Source organism: Roseateles sp. GW821-FHT02E12 (assembly GCF_059421665.1).
Genome location: NZ_JBWKVK010000005.1, coordinates 596366 through 613016 on the forward strand (window position 1 = coordinate 596366; position 16651 = coordinate 613016).

Here is a 16651-nt window from a genome sequence, read left to right on the forward strand (position 1 = left end):
CTCGCCTCGCGCCGACCCCCCTAGAGTGCAGTCCATGCCCCGAGAAAGCTCGGGTAGACCCTGATAGAGAACCTGAAAGCACGTCATGAAATCGTTGTCTGCAGCCCTCGCCGCCCTGAGCCTGACCTTCGCCGCTGGCGCTGTGTCGGCCGCGCCCGTGACGGTCAGCATCCAGCAAACCGCCGTGGACGGTTACGCCGCCGACCTGTTCTCCGGCGCACCGACGGTCTTCAACGACCTGCACACCTTCACTCTCGGCAGCACTGCAACGCTGTCGGGCCAGATCCAGACCGTCATCGTCGATGGCGATCCGGACGCAACGACGCCTTACCTGGACATCCAGTCCGCCTACCTGCAATCCGCAGCGGGCGTGCGCTACAACCTGATCCAGACCGTCGGCTTCGACTGGAGCCATGGCCAGAGCGGCATGGAAATCTGGGCGCTGTCCCCGATTCAGCTCGCAGCCGGCGAGTGGACGCTCGTCGTCTCAGGCATCGGCATCAACGACAAGGGCGCTGACGGCTACGAAGGTCTGCTGGCCGGTAATGCTGCTGACCTGCCCGAACCGACCGCTCTCGCCCTCGTGGCCACTGCCCTGGCCGCCCTGGGCCTGAGCCGCCGCCGTCGCGCCGACTGAGCCGCGCCAGCACTGATCGCAAGAAATCATCGGATAGGCCATGAACAAGCAAATCACTCTCTTCGCTCTTGCTGCAGCTGCCAGCGTCTCCGCTGCTGCCGACGTGAACATCACGTACATGGGCAAGGACACCAGCTCTCCGGTGGTGCGCACGTCGCAGACTGGTCAGGTTGCCGCCGGCGTGCTGAACTACGTGGACACCGCAGCGGGCAGCTTCCAGGCCTACTGCATCGAGCCGGCTCAGCCGAACGCGCTGACGTCCTACGGCGCACAGGCCTACACCGTCGCCAGCTTCAGCGGCGCGCAGGCAGCGCTGCTGCAAGGTCTGTACTCCAGCACCTTCGCCTCGGTGCAGACGACGACCGAGCAGGCCGCCTTCCAACTGGCCGTCTGGGAACTGGTGCGTGAAACCACCGGCACGCTGAGCGTGACCAACAACGCTGGCAGCTTCTACCTGAAGCCTGCCAACAGCTCGGCCGGATCCATTCAGACTGCCAGCGCGGTGGAAGGCCTGGCCAACAGCTATCTACAGGCTGCGCAGGGCTATCAGGGCGCGTCCCTGTACTCGCTCACCATGCTGACCAACGCCAGCTACCAGGATCTGATCGTCGCGAACTCCGTCAACGCCGTGCCGGAACCTGAGACCTACGCGCTGCTGCTCGCCGGCCTGGGCATCATCGGCATGGTGGCCCGCCGCCGCCTGCCGCGCTGATCCGCAGCGCTGATCGCGCCACCCTTGCAAAGGCTCCTTCGGGAGCCTTTTGCTTTTTGGTCTGCCGCACGCTGCGTACTTCCTACAATCCGCGCGCTTTCCCTGACTCCTCCCGAGCGCGACATGCCCGTCAATCTTTTCGCCCCTGATCCCGCCACCCTCTTGCCAGTGCCAGGCGTTCGCCTCGGCGTGACGATGGCCGGCGTGCGCAAGGCCAACCGGCGTGACCTCAGCGTCATCGCGCTGGACGAGGGCTCGGCGGTCGCCGGCGTCTTCACGACGAACCGCTTCTGCGCCGCCCCGGTGCAGGTCTGCCGCGAGCACCTGGCCGGCGGCGCCGCGACCCGTGCCCTGCTGATCAACACCGGCAACGCCAACGCCGGCACCGGTGCCGACGGCTTGGCCCGTGCGCGCGAGACCTGCAAGGCACTGGCCGGTTTGATCGGCTGCGCCCCCGAGCAGATCCTGCCCTTCTCCACCGGCGTCATCATGGAGACGCTGCCGGTCGACCGCATAACCGCCGGCCTTCCCGCCGCCCTGGCCGTGCTGAAGGCCGACAACTGGGCCGAGGCCGCCGCCGGCATCATGACGACGGACACCTTGCCCAAGGCCGCGTCCCGCCGCATCGACATCGGCGGCGTGCCCGTCACGCTGACAGGCATCTCCAAGGGCGCCGGCATGATCCGCCCCAACATGGCCACCATGCTGGGCTTTGTCGCGACCGACGCCAACATCGCGCCGGCCCTGCTGCAGCCGCTGGTGAAGGAGGCCGCCGACGCGTCCTTCAACCGCATCACCATCGACGGCGACACCTCCACCAACGACTGCTTCATGCTGATCGCGAGCCGCAAGGCCGCGCACGCTGAGATCACATCGCTGGACAGCGCAGACGCACAAACCCTGCGCGCTGCGCTGATTGCGCTGGCCCAGGAACTGGCCCAGGCCATCGTGCGTGACGGCGAGGGCGCCACCAAGTTCATCACCATCACCATCGAAGGCGGCCGCGACGAGGCCGAGTGCAAGCTGGCCGCCTACGCCATTGCGCACTCGCCGCTGGTCAAGACGGCGTTCTTCGCCAGCGACCCCAACCTCGGCCGCATCCTGGCCGCCGTCGGCTATGCCGGCATCGGCGACCTGGATCAGGGCCTGATCGACCTGGACCTGGACGACGTCGCCATCGTCCGCCAGGGCGGCCGGCTACCGAGCTATCGCGAGGAAGACGGCCAGCGCGTCATGAAGCAGGCCGAGATCACCATTCGCGTCGGTCTGAACCGCGGCGCCGCCAGCGCAACCGTCTGGACCTGCGACCTCAGCCACGACTACGTCAGCATCAACGCCGACTACCGCAGCTGAGGCGTCGGGCCTCTGCGGGTTATTGCTGTCAGGGCTTTCATCGCATGACCATCGGCGCCGTTCGCGAGCGGCGCTGACAATCCGCGGCTTCAAGAACCCCGGATGTCGCTCGATGAAGCTCACCCTGTCTGCCATCACCCTCGCAGCCGTGCTCGCCACAAGCGCCCAGGCTCAAGGTCTCAGCTACCCCGTCACGCGCAAGGCCGACCAGGTCGACGCGTACCACGACACCAACGTCACCGACCCGTACCGCTGGCTGGAAGACGACAACAGCGCCGAGACCAAGGCCTGGGTCATCGCCCAGAACCAGGTCACCGACAAATTCCTCGAAGCGATGCCGCAGCGCCTGCCCGCGCGCCGCATCTACACCGAGCTCTACAACTTCGAGCGCTTCGGCATCCCCTTCACGGAAGGCGGCCGCTACTTCTGGAGCCGCAACGACGGCCTGCAGCAGCAGAACGTCATCTACACGGCCAAGTCGCTGAAGGACAGCCCGCAAGTCGCGCTGGACCCCAACCTGCTGTCCAAGGACGGCACCGTGGCGCTGACCGGCCTCGTGCCCTCGCGTAACGGCAAGCTGCTGGCCTACGGCACGGCAGGCGCTGGCTCCGACTGGCAGGTCTGGAAGGTGCGCGACCTGGCCACCGGCCAGGACCTCGACGACAAGATCGACTGGGTCAAGTTCAGCAGCGCCGCCTGGACGGCCGATGGCAAGGGCTTCTTCTACTCGCGCTACGACGCGCCCCCGGAAGGCGCCAAGCTGACCGGCGCCAACTACTTCCAGAAGCTCTACTACCACCGCCTCGGCACGCCGCAGGGCGAGGACGTCCTCGTCACCGAGAACCGCGACGACAAGGAATGGGGCTTCGGCGTCGAGGTGTCCGACGACGGCCAACTGCTGCTCATCAACGTCTGGAAGAGCGCCGGCAGCAAGAACGGCCTGCTCGTGCTGCCCTTGCCCAAGGGCGGGTTCGGCGGCGGCAAGCCCCAGCCCATCACGTTGAGCTTCGACGCCCAGTACACCCCGGTCGCCGTCGTTGGCGGCAAGCTCGTCGTCAAGACCGACAAGGATGCGCCGCGCGGCCGCCTCGTCAGCATCGATCTGAAGAACCCGGCACCGGCCGGCTGGAAGACGCTGATCGCCGAAGGCCCCGATGCGATGACCGGCGCCTCCGCCGTGGGTGGCCGCTACCTGATGAGCTATCTGCACGACGCCGCCACGCTGGTGCGCGTGCACGGCGCCGATGGCAAGCAGCTGACCGAGGTCCAGTTGCCAGGCATCGGCACCGCCAGCGGCTTCGGCGGCCGCTGGAGCGACAAGGAAACCTTCTTCAGCTACACCAGCCTGACCAACCCGGCCGAGATCCATCGCTACGACGTCAAGACCGGCAAGATCGACCTCTTCAAGCGCCCCAAGACGGCCTTCAACCCCGACGAGTACGAGACCCGCCGCGAGTTCGTCACCAGCAAGGACGGCACGCGCTTCCCGATCTTCATCGCGGCGAAGAAAGGCCTGAAGCTCGACGGCAGCAACCCCACGCTGCTCTACGGCTATGGCGGCTTCGACATCTCCATCACGCCGGGCTACGGCGTCACGGCAGCCACCTGGATGAAGATGGGTGGCGTCTACGTCATCGCCTCCATCCGCGGCGGCGGCGAGTACGGCTCGGCCTGGCACGATGCCGGCACCAAGCTGAAGAAGCAGAACGTCTTCGACGACTTCATCGCCGCCGGCGAATGGCTGGTCAACAACAAGGTCGCCAGCCCCGCCACGCTGGCCGTCAACGGCGGCAGCAACGGCGGCCTGCTGGTGGGCGCCGTCACCAACCAGCGCCCGGACCTGTTCGCCGCCGCCGTGCCGCAGGTGGGCGTGATGGACATGCTGCGCTACCAGAACTTCACCATCGGCTGGGCCTGGGCCACCGACTACGGCACTAGCAAGGACAGCGCCGAGATGTTCAAGGCGCTGCTGGCCTACTCGCCGGTGCACAACGTCAAGAACGGCGCGAAGTACCCGGCCGTGCTCGTCACCACGGGCGACCACGACGACCGCGTTGTGCCGGCGCACAGCTTCAAGTACGCCGCCACGCTGCAGGCCGCCGAGACCGGCCCGGCACCCAAGCTGATCCGCATCGAGGTTAACGCCGGCCATGGTGCCGGCAAGCCCACCTCGAAGATCATCGAGGAGCGCAGCGACATCCTCGCCTTCATCGCCAACACGATGAAGCTTGAGGTGAAGTGAACAGCGAAATCCGCGACCTGGGCGTCGGCGATGTCGACGCCCTCATCGGGCTCTACGCCCATTTGAACGCCGGCGACGCACCGCCTCCTCCCGAGGCCGTACGCGCCGTGTTCGCGCATCCCGGGTTGCGGCACTTCGGCTTGTTCATCGGCGACGCGCTCATCGCCAGCTGCAACCTCGCCGTCATTCCCAACCTCACACGCGGCGGCAGTGGCTACGGCGTCATCGAAAACGTCGTCACGCAGGCCGACCGTCGCGGCCAGGGCCATGGCCAGGCCGTCATCCGCCATGCCATCGAGCAGGCGTGGGGCGCCGGCTGCTACAAGGTCGTGCTGACCACCAGCCGCAAGGCCCCCGCCGTCTGGGCCTTCTACGAGCGCTGCGGTTTCGACAGCGGCGACAAGCGCGCCTTCGTCATCCGCCGGGCAAAGAAGCTGTAAACGAACCCCACACGCCCGCTCATCCCGCCGCAACGCCACCACTCGGCGTTGCAAATGCTCGCCGTAGTTCCAGCTACGGCTCCGCTTTGCGCCTTGATTGGCGACGCCGCGACGGTCTGCTCGGTCGCGCGGGGTCCGTTCACAGCTTCTGCCCTCACCACTTCATCTCGCCCTTGTTGACCTTGGCGCCGATGTCCAGCGCAATGCCCAGGCCCGCGTCCGGGTAGGCCTGCTGCATGGTGCTGATCAGCGCGGCGGCGTTCACGGCCTTGGGGAGCTCCGTCTCGAAGCGGGCCAGATAGTCCTGCGTCCAGCGCAGCTGGGTCGCGTCCTGCGGCGCACCGGCGCGGCTGTGGCCGGGGATGACGCGCAACGGCTGCAGCGCGGCCATCGCGCTCAGCTTGGCGCTCCAGTCGGCGCGCTCCCGCGTGGTTTGCGAGTCGGCCGTCCACACATGCAGGCCGGCGAACACATTGACGCCGCCGGCAATCGTGCGCAGCGACGGGATCCACACATAGCTGCGGCCGGGCAGGGCGTCGTCCAAACCGCGCACCTCCAGCTTCTCACCCTCCAGCTCGATGACCGGCGTGGCCAGTGCCTCGGGCAGTGGCACGGCCTGCGGCGCGTTGGCGCCCAGGCGCGGGCCCCAGACCTGCAGCTTGGTCGCCAACGTGGCCTCGATCTTCTTCAGCGTCGGCGCCGTCGCAACGACGCGCGCCTGCGGAAAGAACTGCTTCAACAGCCCCACGCCGAAATAGAAGTCCGGGTCCGCCTGGCTGATGTAAATCGTCTTCAGCGTTTTCTTGCTGTCCAGCACCATGCCGGCAATGCGCAGCGCGTCGGCCCGCGTGAAGCCGGTGTCCAGCAGCACCGCGTCAGTCTTGCCGCTCACCAGTACCGCGTTGACGTGGAAGCTGCCCGCGTCGGCGTTGTAGACCTGCAGGCTCAGCGGGGCGGTGGCCTGGGCGCTGGCGTCCGTGATGCCCAGCGTGAGGGCGGCCATCGGCAGGGCGAGGCGGCGCAGGGTCTTGAGGGTGTTCATGGCGATTCCTGGAGGGGTGTGAGTGGGAATGCCGTCACTCTATTGGCGCTGATTCGATTGATAAACATCGCTAAAGTCGATGATTTGTCAACTGAATCGAGCAAGTCATGGACCGCCTGATCGCGATGCAGGTCTTCGTCGAGGTGGCCGAGCGCGGCAGCCTCACGCAGGCCGCCGACGTGCTCGACATGTCGCGCGCCATGGTGTCGCGCTACCTGGAAAGTGTGGAGCGCTGGCTGGGCGCGCGGCTGCTGCAGCGCACGACGCGGCGCGTCAGCCTCACCGAGGCCGGCGCCGGTGCGCTGCTGCGCTGCCGGCAGATGCTGGAACTGGCCCGCGAGGCCGAGGCCGCTGCCGGGGAGCAGCGGCTTGCACCGCGCGGCCGGCTGCGCGTGACGGCCAGCGCGTCGCTCGCCCAGGCTCGGCTCGCCGCTGCGGTTGCCGACTTTCTTGCCCGCTACCCGGACTGTGAAGTCGAGCTCGTCGTGCTGGAGCGCGCGGTCAACCTCGTCGAGGAGCGCATCGACCTCGCCGTGCGCATCAGCAACCAGCTCGACCCCAACCTCGTGGCCCGCCCGCTCGGGCGCTTCTCCTCGGTGCTGTGCGCGGCACCGGCCTATCTCGCCGGCGCAGCGCCATTGGCGACGCCCGAGGACCTGCGCCAGCACCGCTGCGTGACGCACGCCTACGTCAACCGCAACGACTACGCGCTGCAGCACGAGGGCCAATGGCTGCGCGTGCCGGTGCGCTCGGTGCTGCAGAGCAACGATGCCGGCGTCATGCGCAGCGCGGCGCTGGCCGGCGCTGGCCTGGCCATCCTGCCCAGCTACCTTGTCGACGAGGACCTGCGCGAGGGCCGGCTGCAGCGCCTGCTGCCCGGCTACGAGCCCGAGGCCCACGCCATCCACGGCGTCTACCTGTCGCGCCAGTACCAGCCGCTGGCGCTGCGCCTGCTGCTGGACTTCCTGGCCGACCGCTTCGAGAGCGGGGTTTAGAAATTCACGGCCTTGGTCTTGAGACCACGGGCCACCAGCGTCGCGTTGATCAGTTGAGCCTGCTCCCGGCTCGGGAAGGGCCAGACCGTGGCGCGCCAGCCCTCGGGCGTCTGGATGACGTCGGCCTGCAGCGCTTCCGGGTTGCCGTGCACGCCCACCAGGCCAGCCTGCATCTTCTTCAGCAGCGCCTCGGCCTCGGCCTTGCTGCCCGGCGGGCCAACGAGGGCGACCACCGTCTTGTCCGGCGACTGGGCCAGGCGAGCCAGGCGTGGGTCCACTGGCTCGGGCTTGGCGGCGGAGTGCTCTTTTTCGGTCGTTTTCTCGGTCGCTTTTTCAGCGGGCTTCTCTGCGGCTTTTTCCACTACCGGCTCTGACGCCTTCGTCGAGCGCAGTGGCGGCCGCTTGATGCCGTCGGTGCGCTCCACCAGGCGAGGGCGGATGTCGGGCGGCGGGCCTTCATCGGCCGGCTCGCTGGCAGCCGTTCCCGGTGCCGATGCCGCGTCAGCCTGAGAGGCTGGTTGAGACGGCACTTCGGAAGCGGGCGTGGCCACAGGCGCCGTCGCCGCTGATGCAGGTGCGGACGCCGCAGAGGCGGCCATTGCCGGCACCGGCACAGGTTCGGCCGCACGCCGGGGCCACATCGACCAGGCGCCGATGGCGACCAGCAACGCCACCACGGCACCTGCAGCGCCCACGCGGCGCATGTCCCAGAGCCGGCGGCCGATGACTTCCGACGGGATGCCGCGGCCGGCCAGCACGCGCGTGCGGCGGCTGCCGACGTCGATGCCGGCCGTCATCAGATACAGCTCGAAGGGCCAGCCACTGTGGGCACTGGCCATCGACTCGTCGATGACGATGACGCGCCAGGGGCGCGATTCGGGCGTTGCGGGCGGTTCGGCAAAGCCATGCGCCAGCGCAAAGCGCTCGACGCTGTTGGGGCTCAGGCCGGGCAGGAATTTCTCGCTGAAGGCGCGCCACTGCGTGCGCGGCTTGCGGCCCGGCAGCCGGGCCAGGCCGGCCAGGCGGTGCAACAGCCCGGCTATCCACGACTGGCGCGGCGCAGCGGCGAGTTCGTCGAAGGTGACCGCGTCGGTCAGTACCGGCTCGACGAGGCCGCCCGCCTCCGCAGAGGCGCGCACGAAGGGCAGGGCCACCACGCCCACGGTGTGCACATCGCCCATGGCGATGCGCCGCGCGAAAGGGTGGCGGTTGTGCCAGGCAACGATCTGTTCAGCTAGGCGCTCCATGACTCATCGATCTTCGCCGGGGCGCGCGGTGCTCAGCGCACCGAACAAACCCAGGAACTCAGCCCAGTTGTTTCAGCAGCCAGGCGTTGAGGTCCTCGATCTCCTCGGCGCAGACCGAATGCGGCATCGGGTAGTCATGCCAAGCCACCTCGTGGCCCAGCGTGCGCAGCGCGTCGCGGCTGGCCGTGCCGCGGGCGGGCGCGACGATCGGGTCCTGCGTGCCGTGAGCCATGAAGATGGGCAGGTCGGCGTTCGCCGCCGTGCGCTCGGCAGCCGTCGTCGCCGCCAGCGGCAGGTAGCCCGACAGCCCCGCGGCGCCACCCAGGCGCTCGGGGTAGCGCAGCGCCGTCATCAGCGCCATCGCGCAGCCCTGCGAGAAGCCGACGAGGACGATGCGTTCCGCCGCCACGCCGCGCGCGCGCTCGCTGTCGATGATGGCCGCGATGGCGGCCTGCGACTCGCGCAGCCCGGCTTCGTCCTCGCGCTTCACGAGGTCGGCGCCGAGGATGTCGTACCAGGCGCGCATCACGTAGCCGCCGTTGATCGTCACCGGCCGCTCGGGTGCATGCGGGAACACGAACCGCACGGCGCCCAGGCGGCCGAGGTCCAACTCGCCGCAGATGGGCACGAAGTCATAACCGTCCGCGCCCAGGCCATGCAACACGATCAGGGTCGTGCCAGGGTTGGGGCCGGTCTCGATCACATGGGTTTCAAGCATGGTGCTTCCAGTCCTCGATGCGCAATTCAAAACGTTTGTCGCCGTGGGCATCCAGGCCCTCGTCCGTCGGCTGCCAACCGGCGCGCCGGTAGAAGGCCTCGGCACGCGAGTCGGGCTGGGTGCCCAGGTTCAGCCGCGTCAGCCCCTGGTCGAACAACCAATTCACCATCACGTCGTGCAGCACCCGGCCGTGACCCTGGCCATGCAGCGCCGGGTCGACAAACATCGCCCAGATGTTGCCGTCGCGGGTGTCGCCGATGGAGAAGCCGGCAATCTTCAGATTTGGGGCAGGTTCCAGCTCGATGACCCAGCCGCGCCCGTAGTCTTCCAGGTAGGGGTACAGCAAGGCGTGATCGAGCCGGCCCGGCGTGAGGCGGTTCTCGGTGACCAGGTAGCGCACGCGCCAGATCTCGTCGGCGTCGTCGCGGGTGGCTTGTCTGAGCGTCATGGCGTCATTGTCGCGACAGTCGCGGGCCCCTCGGCCCTTCATGATGACGGCCATGGGAAGCCTCTACCTCGTCCGCCACGGCCAGGCCAGCTTTGGCGCTGCCGACTACGACCAGCTCAGCGCCAAGGGCCATGAGCAATGCCGCCACCTCGGCGCCTACTGGCGCGAACGCGGCCAGCGCTTCGACGCCGTCTTCACCGGCACGCTGAAGCGGCATGCGCAGTCGTTGGCCGGCATCGTCGAGGGCTATGGCGAGGCCCTGCCCGCCGTCGCGCTGCCCGGCTTGAACGAATACGACAGCGAGGCCGTTGTGCGCGCTGTCCACCCCGAGCCGGTGGCGGTGCCGCGCGACCCCGAGGCCGTCAAGCAGCACTTCCGGCTGCTGCGCCAGGGCCTGCTGGCCTGGATGCGCGGCGAGACGGCACCCGTGGGCATGCCACTGCACGCCGACTTTGCCGCCGGCGTGGCCGATGCGTTGGCCCGCGTGCTGGCGGTGGGCGTGGGCAAGCAGGTGTTCATCGTCTCCAGCGGCGGCCCCATCGCGACGGCCGTCAGCCAGGTGCTGTCCACGCCGCCCGAAACGTTTGTGGAGCTGAACCTGCGCATCCGCAACTCGGCCGTCACGGAGTTCGCGTTCAACCCCAAGCGTCACCACCTCGTCACCTTCAACACCTTGCCCCACCTGGACGCGGCCGAGACACGCGGCCTGGCGACGCACGCCTGAACTGAAACCTCGTTGGCCCCAACGGGCCATCACTGATGGCACGGGAGGTGGCTCTCCTGGGCGAAGCGGCAACGCGACCCGATCGGCAGCATGACGACTCCTCAACCCCCGATGGAGTTCCGTCATGTCCGCACCTCGTTTTTTCGCCCTCACCGCCCTTGTCGCCCTGGCTGCCGCCGCCTTCGTCGAGCCTGCCGAGGCGCAGAGCTTCCAGTTCCAACAAGGCGGCTATGCCGATGGCGCCACGCTGAGCGGCCAGTTCGCCGGCAGCGACCTCGACGACGACGGCTGGCTCTACGGCTACGAGCTGACCGGGTTCGAGCTGAACTGGTCGGGCAACCGCGCCGTGCAGTCCTTCAGCCTGGGCTACAGCGAGCGCGCCGGCCTGGAATATGAGCTGGCCACCGGCACGCTCTGGCACATGGCCGCCTTCAGCCAGAACGACGAGGGCGTGCGCTTCTTCAGCTTCGACAGCAAGGGCTGGCCCAGCTACATGATCCCCGGCGTCGTCACCGACGAGCGCCTGGGCCTGGTGTCCATGAGCTGGGAGCCGCTGCAAGTCACGGCTGCCGTGCCCGAGCCTCACAGCCTGGCGCTGCTGCTGGCCGGCATGGGTTTCATCGGACTCTGGAGCCAGCGCCGGCGCGCGCGCTGAGCCCTGCCGGCCTTCCGTCGCGCCGCCCCCGCTTTGCCGCCGCGTTGATCGCGCCCGTCAAAATGACGAGCGACGAACAACAACTGCAACGCGCGCGTACCGGCCTGCCCCGCCGAGGCCGGCGGCGCGACAGGGAGGCCCCGCTTGATCGACTTTCAGAATCTCGGCAAGAGCTACGGCGCGTTCGACGCCGTTCGCAATCTCTCGCTCACGGTGGAGCGAGGCGAGCTGTTCGGCTGCCTCGGGCCCAACGGCGCCGGCAAGACAACCACCATCCGCATGATGATGGGCATCCTGGTGCCCAGCCGCGGCCAGGTGCTGATTCAGGGCCTGGACTGCCACGCGCAGCGCGCCGAGGTGCAGCGCCACGTGGGCTATCTGCCTGACACGCCCACTTTCTACGACTACCTGCGCGGGCGGGAGATCCTGCAGTTCGTGGCGGAGATGCACGGTTTCCAGCGGCGAGAAGCGGCGGCACGCGCCGATCAGATGCTGGACGAGTTCGGCCTGCGTGAGGACGCGCAGGAGTACGCGGTGAACTACTCGCTGGGCATGAAGAAGAAGCTCGGCCTGGCCTGCGCGCTGATCCACGAGCCCGAGGTGCTGATCCTGGATGAGCCGATCAACGGCCTGGACCCGCGCGCCTCACGCGATGTGCAGGAGCGCCTGCGCACGCTGGCCGCGAAAGGCTGCACCATCTTCGTGTCCACCCACCTGCTGGACATGGCGGAGCGGCTGTGCTCGCGCATCGGCATCATTCACAAAGGCCAGCTCGCGGCCGTGGGAACGCCAGGCCAGATCAAGCAACAGTTGACTGCCTCCGGCCAGGATGGATCGCTGGAAGACGCCTTCCTGCACATCACCTCGCAGCAGCAGCACGAGGCGCAGCCATGAGGTGCACACGGGCTGCGCCGAGCGCCCCGCAGATGTTCTGGCTGCTGACGCGGCTGCGGGCGCGCCGCCTCTACAACCTGCTGGGCATGGTGGGGCGGCTGTCGTTCACACGCAAGAAGAAGGCCGCCGTGCCAGCCCCCGCCCAGGCTCAGGTGCAGACCCAGGCCTCGCAAGGCCGCACCGGCACGGCCAAGAAGGCGCTGGCCGGCCCCATCCTGGGCATGCTCGTGGCGCTGTTCATGCTGTTCACCTTCGGCAACATCGCCTTCCAGAGCGTGATCCACCTGCACGATCGGGTGGACGTGCCGCCGCCGCTGTTGCCGACCTCGTCGCCGAGAGCGCATCAGGTGCATCACGCCGATCAGACCGATGAGGCCAGCGGCACAGCAAGGGCCGGCGAAACGCACCGGTGGAAGGCGCTGGAGCGAGGCCCGTTCAGCCCCGAGCTGCTGCAGGCCACGGCGGGCCTGGCGACGCTGCTGCTGGTGATGTCCATCTTCAACGACCTCGGCGCGCGCGAACTGGCCAAACCCGAGTGGGACATGGAGTGGCTCGTCACCCTGCCCATCGCCATGCCGACGCTGCTGTGGGCAAGGCTCGTGGAGCGCACCTTCACCAGCGCGTTCGGGCTGATCGCTTTCCTGCCGCTGTGCACCGTGCTGGCCTGGCTGTCGGGCATGCGCTGGTGGCTGGCGCCGTTGGCGGGGCTGGCGGCCGCCATTCCCTTGTGTTCGCTCTCGGCGCTCGGGCGCTCGCTGGTGGACATCGGCCTGCGGCTGAAGCTGGCGCCGTCCAAGCTGCGCAACCTGCAGGCGCTGATGTCGGTGCTGGGCATGGTGGGCATGTACCTCGCCCTGTCGTTGTCATCACCCGGCGGTGGACAATACGGCGCGGCGGTGGTGACGGCCCTGCCGCCCTGGGCCGTGTGGGCGCCGCCGGGCCTGGTGGTGCAGGCGCTCAACGCCGCCGATGCGGGCCATGGCCTGCTCTTCATGCTCGGGGCGTTGGCGCAGGTGCTGGCGCTGGCGGCGCTGGGTGTGGCCTGGATGCAGCACCAGCTGCGCCACGGCGTGCTGGCCGGAGGCTCCCGCGAAACCGTGGGCCGCGCCGCCGCGTCCGAGCCTTCGAGGCCTGCTGGCGCGGCGATGCTGATCAAGTCTGCCGTGCAGCGGCGCGAGCTGCGCCTGCTGGCGCGGGATCGCAACTTCCTCGTCCAGACCCTGCTGCTGCCGGTCGTCATCATCGGCAGCCAGGTGGTCATGAACGGCGGCTTCTCGGCAATTGCCGAGCTCTGGGGTGGCCCGCCGGCCCTGGTCGCGTCGGCAGCCTTCGGCATCGCCAGCTACATGCTCATGCTCTCGGCCTTCCAGACCCTCAACACCGAGGGCGGTGCGCTGTGGCTGCTCTACACCTTCCCTCGCAGCATCGGCAGCGTGCTCAAGGAGAAGGCGCAGCTCTGGGCGGTGCTCGCACTGGCCTATCCACTCCTCATCCTGGTGCCTGGCGCGCTGGTGTCGGGCCACGAGAACTGGCGCTACCTGGGCCATGCCTTGCTGGCCCTGGCCGGCGTGCCCATCTACGCCGTCATCGCCGTGGCGCTCGCCGTGTTCGCGAGCGACCCGCTCGCCACGGAGCAGGGTGCGCGCGTGCGCCCGAGGTACCTCTACCTCTTCATGCTGCTGAGCGGCTTCTACGTCTACGGCATCTGGGCCGCGCAGTGGTGGCAGTCGCTTGAGATTGCGCTGCTGGCGGCGCTGCTGGCGATGGCGTTGTGGCAGAAGGCGTCGGATCAACTGCCCTTTTTGCTCGACCCCGTCGCCGCACCGCCCGCCAGGACGTCGGCGGCGGATGGCCTGATCGCGGCCATGGCCTTCCTCGTGTTCCAAATCGTCATCGCCGCCCTGTGGTTCGCCATCCGGCCACGCATGCTGGGGGCCGGGTTGCTGGCCTCGTTCGTCGGGGCCGGCGCCATCACCTACGGCCTGGTGCGCCTGGTCTACTGGCGCACCGGCACGCAGCCGCTCCCGCGCGTGCTGGGGCCCGAGGCGCGCCTGGCATCCACCTGGCGCACCGGCGCCGTCATGGGCGCGGCGGCGGCGGGGCTGGGCCTGGCCTATCTGCTGGCGATGCGGCAACTGGACTTGCTGCCGGCGCAGGGCGCCGCGGGGGCCTCGCTGCGCCTGTGGCTCGCCGCCCTGGGCATCCTGGCGGCGCCGCTGTTCGAGGAGTTCATCTTCCGAGGCCTCATCTTCGGCGGCCTGCGCCGCTCGATGCCGCTGCTGCCTGCGGCGGTCGCCAGCGCGGCCGTGTTCGCCATCGTCCACCCGCCGATGTCCATCATCCCGGTGTTCTTCCTGGGCCTGTTCACCGCCGTGGCCTACGAGCGCGCCCGCAGCCTCGCCGCCCCCATGCTCACCCATGCGATCTACAACGCGGGGGTCATCGGCTACCAGTTCCTCGCGCCTGCGGCTTAGGGCCTGTTAACACGACGGCAGCAGGTCGCGTTGTGGCCAGACAGGCCGCGAGCAAGGCGCAAACCGCAGCCGGGCTGGGTGCCCGGCGAGGATTTGCAACGCCGCGCGCGGCCTGTCTGGCCACAACCCGAAGGGAAGGCCCGCCGCCAAGGGCCACTCGGCGTTGCACCGCTGGCCCGCACATCAGTGCGGGCGGCGCGCCGCGCCTTGATTGGCCCCTGGCGGCGGGCCTTCGCAGCCTACTGCCGCCGTGTTAACAGGCCCTAGGGATTCGATCCGGGACAATGCGGCGCAATGCCCGCCCCGCTTTTCACCTCGCTGATCACCCCGCCCCCGGCCGCCACGGCGCCCGCCCACGAGCGCTTTCTGCACCTCGCCCGCCTGGCCCTGGCCGGCGGCCAGTTCGGCAAGCTGCTGCTGTCCGGCCCGGTGGGTGATGACGAGGATGTCGAGCGACTGACCGTGCGCCTCGTCGACCTGCGCGGTGAGCCGACGCTGAGCTTCCTGTGGAAGCATCGCACCAAGGACATCACGAAGAACCATGCGCCCGAGGCCGGCCTGGCCGAGATCGCCACGCTGCTGGGCGCGCGTTTTCGCAATGCCCACCTGCACACCGCCTCGGAAGAGGTGCAGTTCGCCGTCAGCCGCAAAGGCCGCGAGACGCTGCGGGTGACGCGCCTGGACGCAGACAGAGCCGCCGAAGCCGCGGCACCCGCCGCGCACGACAAGGCCAAGCAGCGCCCGCTGGACATGGCCCACCCGGTCTGGTCGGCCCTGGGACTGACCCATCTCGTCAAGGCCGAACCGGCGCTGGTGCCGGCGATGGCGCGCAAGTGGAAGCAGATCAACCGCTTCGTCGAGATCCTGTCTTCGGCGGTCGACGAAGCCGAGTTGCAAGGCCCCGTGCGCGTGGCCGACTTCGGCTCGGGCAAGGGCTACCTGACCTTTGCCGTGCACGACTGGCTGCAGTCGCACAACCTGCAGCCCCGCGTGACCGGCATCGAGCTGCGCGACGACATGGTGCGGCTGTGCAACGCCGTCATCGAGGGTGAACAGCTCGCCGGCATCCGCTTCGACCAGGGCGACGTGCGGACCCAAGCCGTGCAGCCGCTGGACGTGATGATCGCGCTGCACGCCTGCGACATCGCAACCGACCATGCGCTGCATGTCGGCCTGCAATCCGGCGCCCGCGTCATCATGAGTTCGCCCTGCTGCCACAAGGAGCTGCGCCCGCAGATGACGATGCCGGCCGTGCTGCGACCCATGCTCCAGCATGGCATCCACCTCGGCCAGGAGGCCGAGATGGTGACCGACTCGCTGCGCGCGCTGCTGCTGGAAAGCCAGGGCTACCGCACCCAGGTGTTCGAGTTCATCGCGCTGGAGCACACCAGCAAGAACAAGATGATCCTGGCCGTGAAGGCGCAGGGCCTGGCCGCCGAGGCCCTGGCCGCGCGCCGGCCGGAGCTGCTGGCGCAAATCGCGGAGATCAAGCGCTTCTACGGGCTGCGGGAGCAACGGCTGGAGCAGTTGCTGGCGGAGCGCTGAAGCCGGGCGATCAGCGCGTGCCGGCTAAAGTCCATTGCCTTGACCCGCAGCTGAGCCAGCAGCAGGTGCTTGCTTTGCATGCCCTGGAGCACCCTGGCATAGAAATACAGCAAGGCCGACGGCGCCTGGCTGTGCGTTGACGGTGCCACCGAGCGGTCATTGGCCAGAAGCGGCAGGAAGGCTTCCACCTCGGGTCCGCCCAACTCTGCCGGATGCCGCAGCCCATGAAACCGGATGAAGGCCTTCACCCATTAGGCATAGACCTCTTCGGTACGCAGGCTGTAGTGCAGGAGCCGGCAGCGCTCGCGCAACTGATCGAGCACGCGGGCGGACCGCAGGGGCGGCAAGTCGCTCGGTGATGGCCGGGGCCGCAGGTTTCCCCGAGGTGGCAAGCCCGGCAACTGGACTGGCATCATGAGCCTTCCAGCGGCATCGCCTCTGTTCAACAAGAACTTGTAACTGCGCGCCGCTTTTGCGGGAAATTTAATGCTGTACATCCGTACAGTCGATGGGGGGAAGTTGTTG

The 16651-nt window shown here is 68.5% G+C and carries 16 protein-coding genes; 11 read left to right on the forward strand and 5 right to left on the reverse strand.

Annotated elements, in window-relative coordinates; all coding sequences use genetic code 11:
- Window positions 1-85 precede the first annotated feature (85 nt).
- From AC07V5_RS30010 to AC07V5_RS30030, 5 genes are all read left to right on the forward strand, one after another.
- Entirely contained in the window at window positions 86-637 is a 552-nt protein-coding gene (locus AC07V5_RS30010) for a PEP-CTERM sorting domain-containing protein (RefSeq protein ID WP_495119275.1), read from the forward strand.
- A gap of 40 nt (window positions 638-677) precedes the next feature.
- Entirely contained in the window at window positions 678-1349 is a 672-nt protein-coding gene (locus AC07V5_RS30015; protein WP_495119276.1) for a PEP-CTERM sorting domain-containing protein, read from the forward strand.
- Between the two features lie 123 nt (window positions 1350-1472).
- Window positions 1473-2702, forward strand: a complete 1230-nt coding sequence (gene argJ, locus AC07V5_RS30020) for a bifunctional glutamate N-acetyltransferase/amino-acid acetyltransferase ArgJ (protein ID WP_495119277.1) — start codon at window positions 1473-1475, stop codon at window positions 2700-2702.
- A 112-nt stretch (window positions 2703-2814) separates the two neighbouring features.
- Entirely contained in the window at window positions 2815-4944 is a 2130-nt protein-coding gene (locus tag AC07V5_RS30025; protein ID WP_495119278.1) for a prolyl oligopeptidase family serine peptidase, read from the forward strand.
- The gene (locus tag AC07V5_RS30030) at window positions 4941-5384 is read left to right on the forward strand and encodes a GNAT family N-acetyltransferase (RefSeq protein WP_495119279.1); all 444 of its coding nucleotides are present in this window, start codon (window positions 4941-4943) and stop codon (window positions 5382-5384) included. Before AC07V5_RS30025 ends, AC07V5_RS30030 begins: the two co-directional genes overlap by 4 nt.
- A 154-nt stretch (window positions 5385-5538) precedes the next feature.
- On the opposite strand, the gene AC07V5_RS30035 is transcribed toward AC07V5_RS30030, so the two are convergent.
- Complete coding sequence (locus AC07V5_RS30035) at window positions 5539-6426, reverse strand: MBL fold metallo-hydrolase (RefSeq protein WP_495119280.1); 888 nt, start codon at window positions 6424-6426, stop codon at window positions 5539-5541.
- A 107-nt stretch (window positions 6427-6533) separates the two neighbouring features.
- Between AC07V5_RS30035 and AC07V5_RS30040 the strand changes: the two genes are divergently transcribed.
- The gene (locus tag AC07V5_RS30040; protein ID WP_495119281.1) at window positions 6534-7421 is read left to right on the forward strand and encodes a LysR family transcriptional regulator; all 888 of its coding nucleotides are present in this window, start codon (window positions 6534-6536) and stop codon (window positions 7419-7421) included.
- Here AC07V5_RS30040 and AC07V5_RS30045 read toward each other — a convergent pair.
- Genes AC07V5_RS30045 through AC07V5_RS30055 form a run of 3 tightly spaced genes read right to left on the reverse strand, consistent with a single transcriptional unit; the run spans window position 7418 to window position 9834 of the window.
- Entirely contained in the window at window positions 7418-8668 is a 1251-nt protein-coding gene (locus tag AC07V5_RS30045; protein ID WP_495119282.1) for a hypothetical protein, read from the reverse strand. The two genes, AC07V5_RS30040 and AC07V5_RS30045, sit on opposite strands and share 4 nt — an antisense overlap.
- Window positions 8669-8726: 58 nt before the next feature.
- On the reverse strand, window positions 8727-9386 hold the full coding sequence (locus AC07V5_RS30050; protein ID WP_495119283.1) for an alpha/beta hydrolase: 660 nt from the start codon (window positions 9384-9386) through the stop codon (window positions 8727-8729).
- The gene (locus tag AC07V5_RS30055; RefSeq protein WP_495119284.1) at window positions 9379-9834 is read right to left on the reverse strand and encodes a GNAT family N-acetyltransferase; all 456 of its coding nucleotides are present in this window, start codon (window positions 9832-9834) and stop codon (window positions 9379-9381) included. Before AC07V5_RS30055 ends, AC07V5_RS30050 begins: the two co-directional genes overlap by 8 nt.
- A 52-nt stretch (window positions 9835-9886) precedes the next feature.
- On the opposite strand from AC07V5_RS30055, the gene AC07V5_RS30060 reads away from it, so the two are divergent.
- The 5 genes from AC07V5_RS30060 to AC07V5_RS30080 all read left to right on the forward strand — a co-directional run bounded on the left by AC07V5_RS30060 (window position 9887) and on the right by AC07V5_RS30080 (window position 16126).
- Window positions 9887-10558 carry a histidine phosphatase family protein gene (locus AC07V5_RS30060; RefSeq protein ID WP_495119285.1) on the forward strand — a complete coding sequence of 224 codons (672 nt, stop codon included), beginning with the start codon at window positions 9887-9889 and terminating at the stop codon, window positions 10556-10558.
- Between the two features lie 124 nt (window positions 10559-10682).
- Entirely contained in the window at window positions 10683-11213 is a 531-nt protein-coding gene (locus AC07V5_RS30065; protein WP_495119286.1) for a PEP-CTERM sorting domain-containing protein, read from the forward strand.
- A 144-nt stretch (window positions 11214-11357) separates the two neighbouring features.
- Window positions 11358-12107 (forward strand): ABC transporter ATP-binding protein, encoded by a 750-nt coding sequence (locus AC07V5_RS30070; protein WP_495119287.1) that lies wholly within the window; start codon window positions 11358-11360, stop codon window positions 12105-12107.
- Window positions 12104-14581, forward strand: a complete 2478-nt coding sequence (locus AC07V5_RS30075; protein WP_495119288.1) for a CPBP family glutamic-type intramembrane protease — start codon at window positions 12104-12106, stop codon at window positions 14579-14581. The genes AC07V5_RS30070 and AC07V5_RS30075 overlap by 4 nt, the downstream gene beginning before the upstream one ends.
- A 294-nt stretch (window positions 14582-14875) precedes the next feature.
- Entirely contained in the window at window positions 14876-16126 is a 1251-nt protein-coding gene (locus AC07V5_RS30080; RefSeq protein WP_495119289.1) for a class I SAM-dependent methyltransferase, read from the forward strand.
- On the opposite strand, the gene AC07V5_RS30085 is transcribed toward AC07V5_RS30080, so the two are convergent.
- Window positions 16078-16374, reverse strand: coding sequence for a phage integrase N-terminal SAM-like domain-containing protein (locus AC07V5_RS30085; RefSeq protein ID WP_495119290.1), 297 nt, complete (start codon window positions 16372-16374; stop codon window positions 16078-16080). The two genes, AC07V5_RS30080 and AC07V5_RS30085, sit on opposite strands and share 49 nt — an antisense overlap.
- Window positions 16375-16651 lie beyond the last annotated feature (277 nt).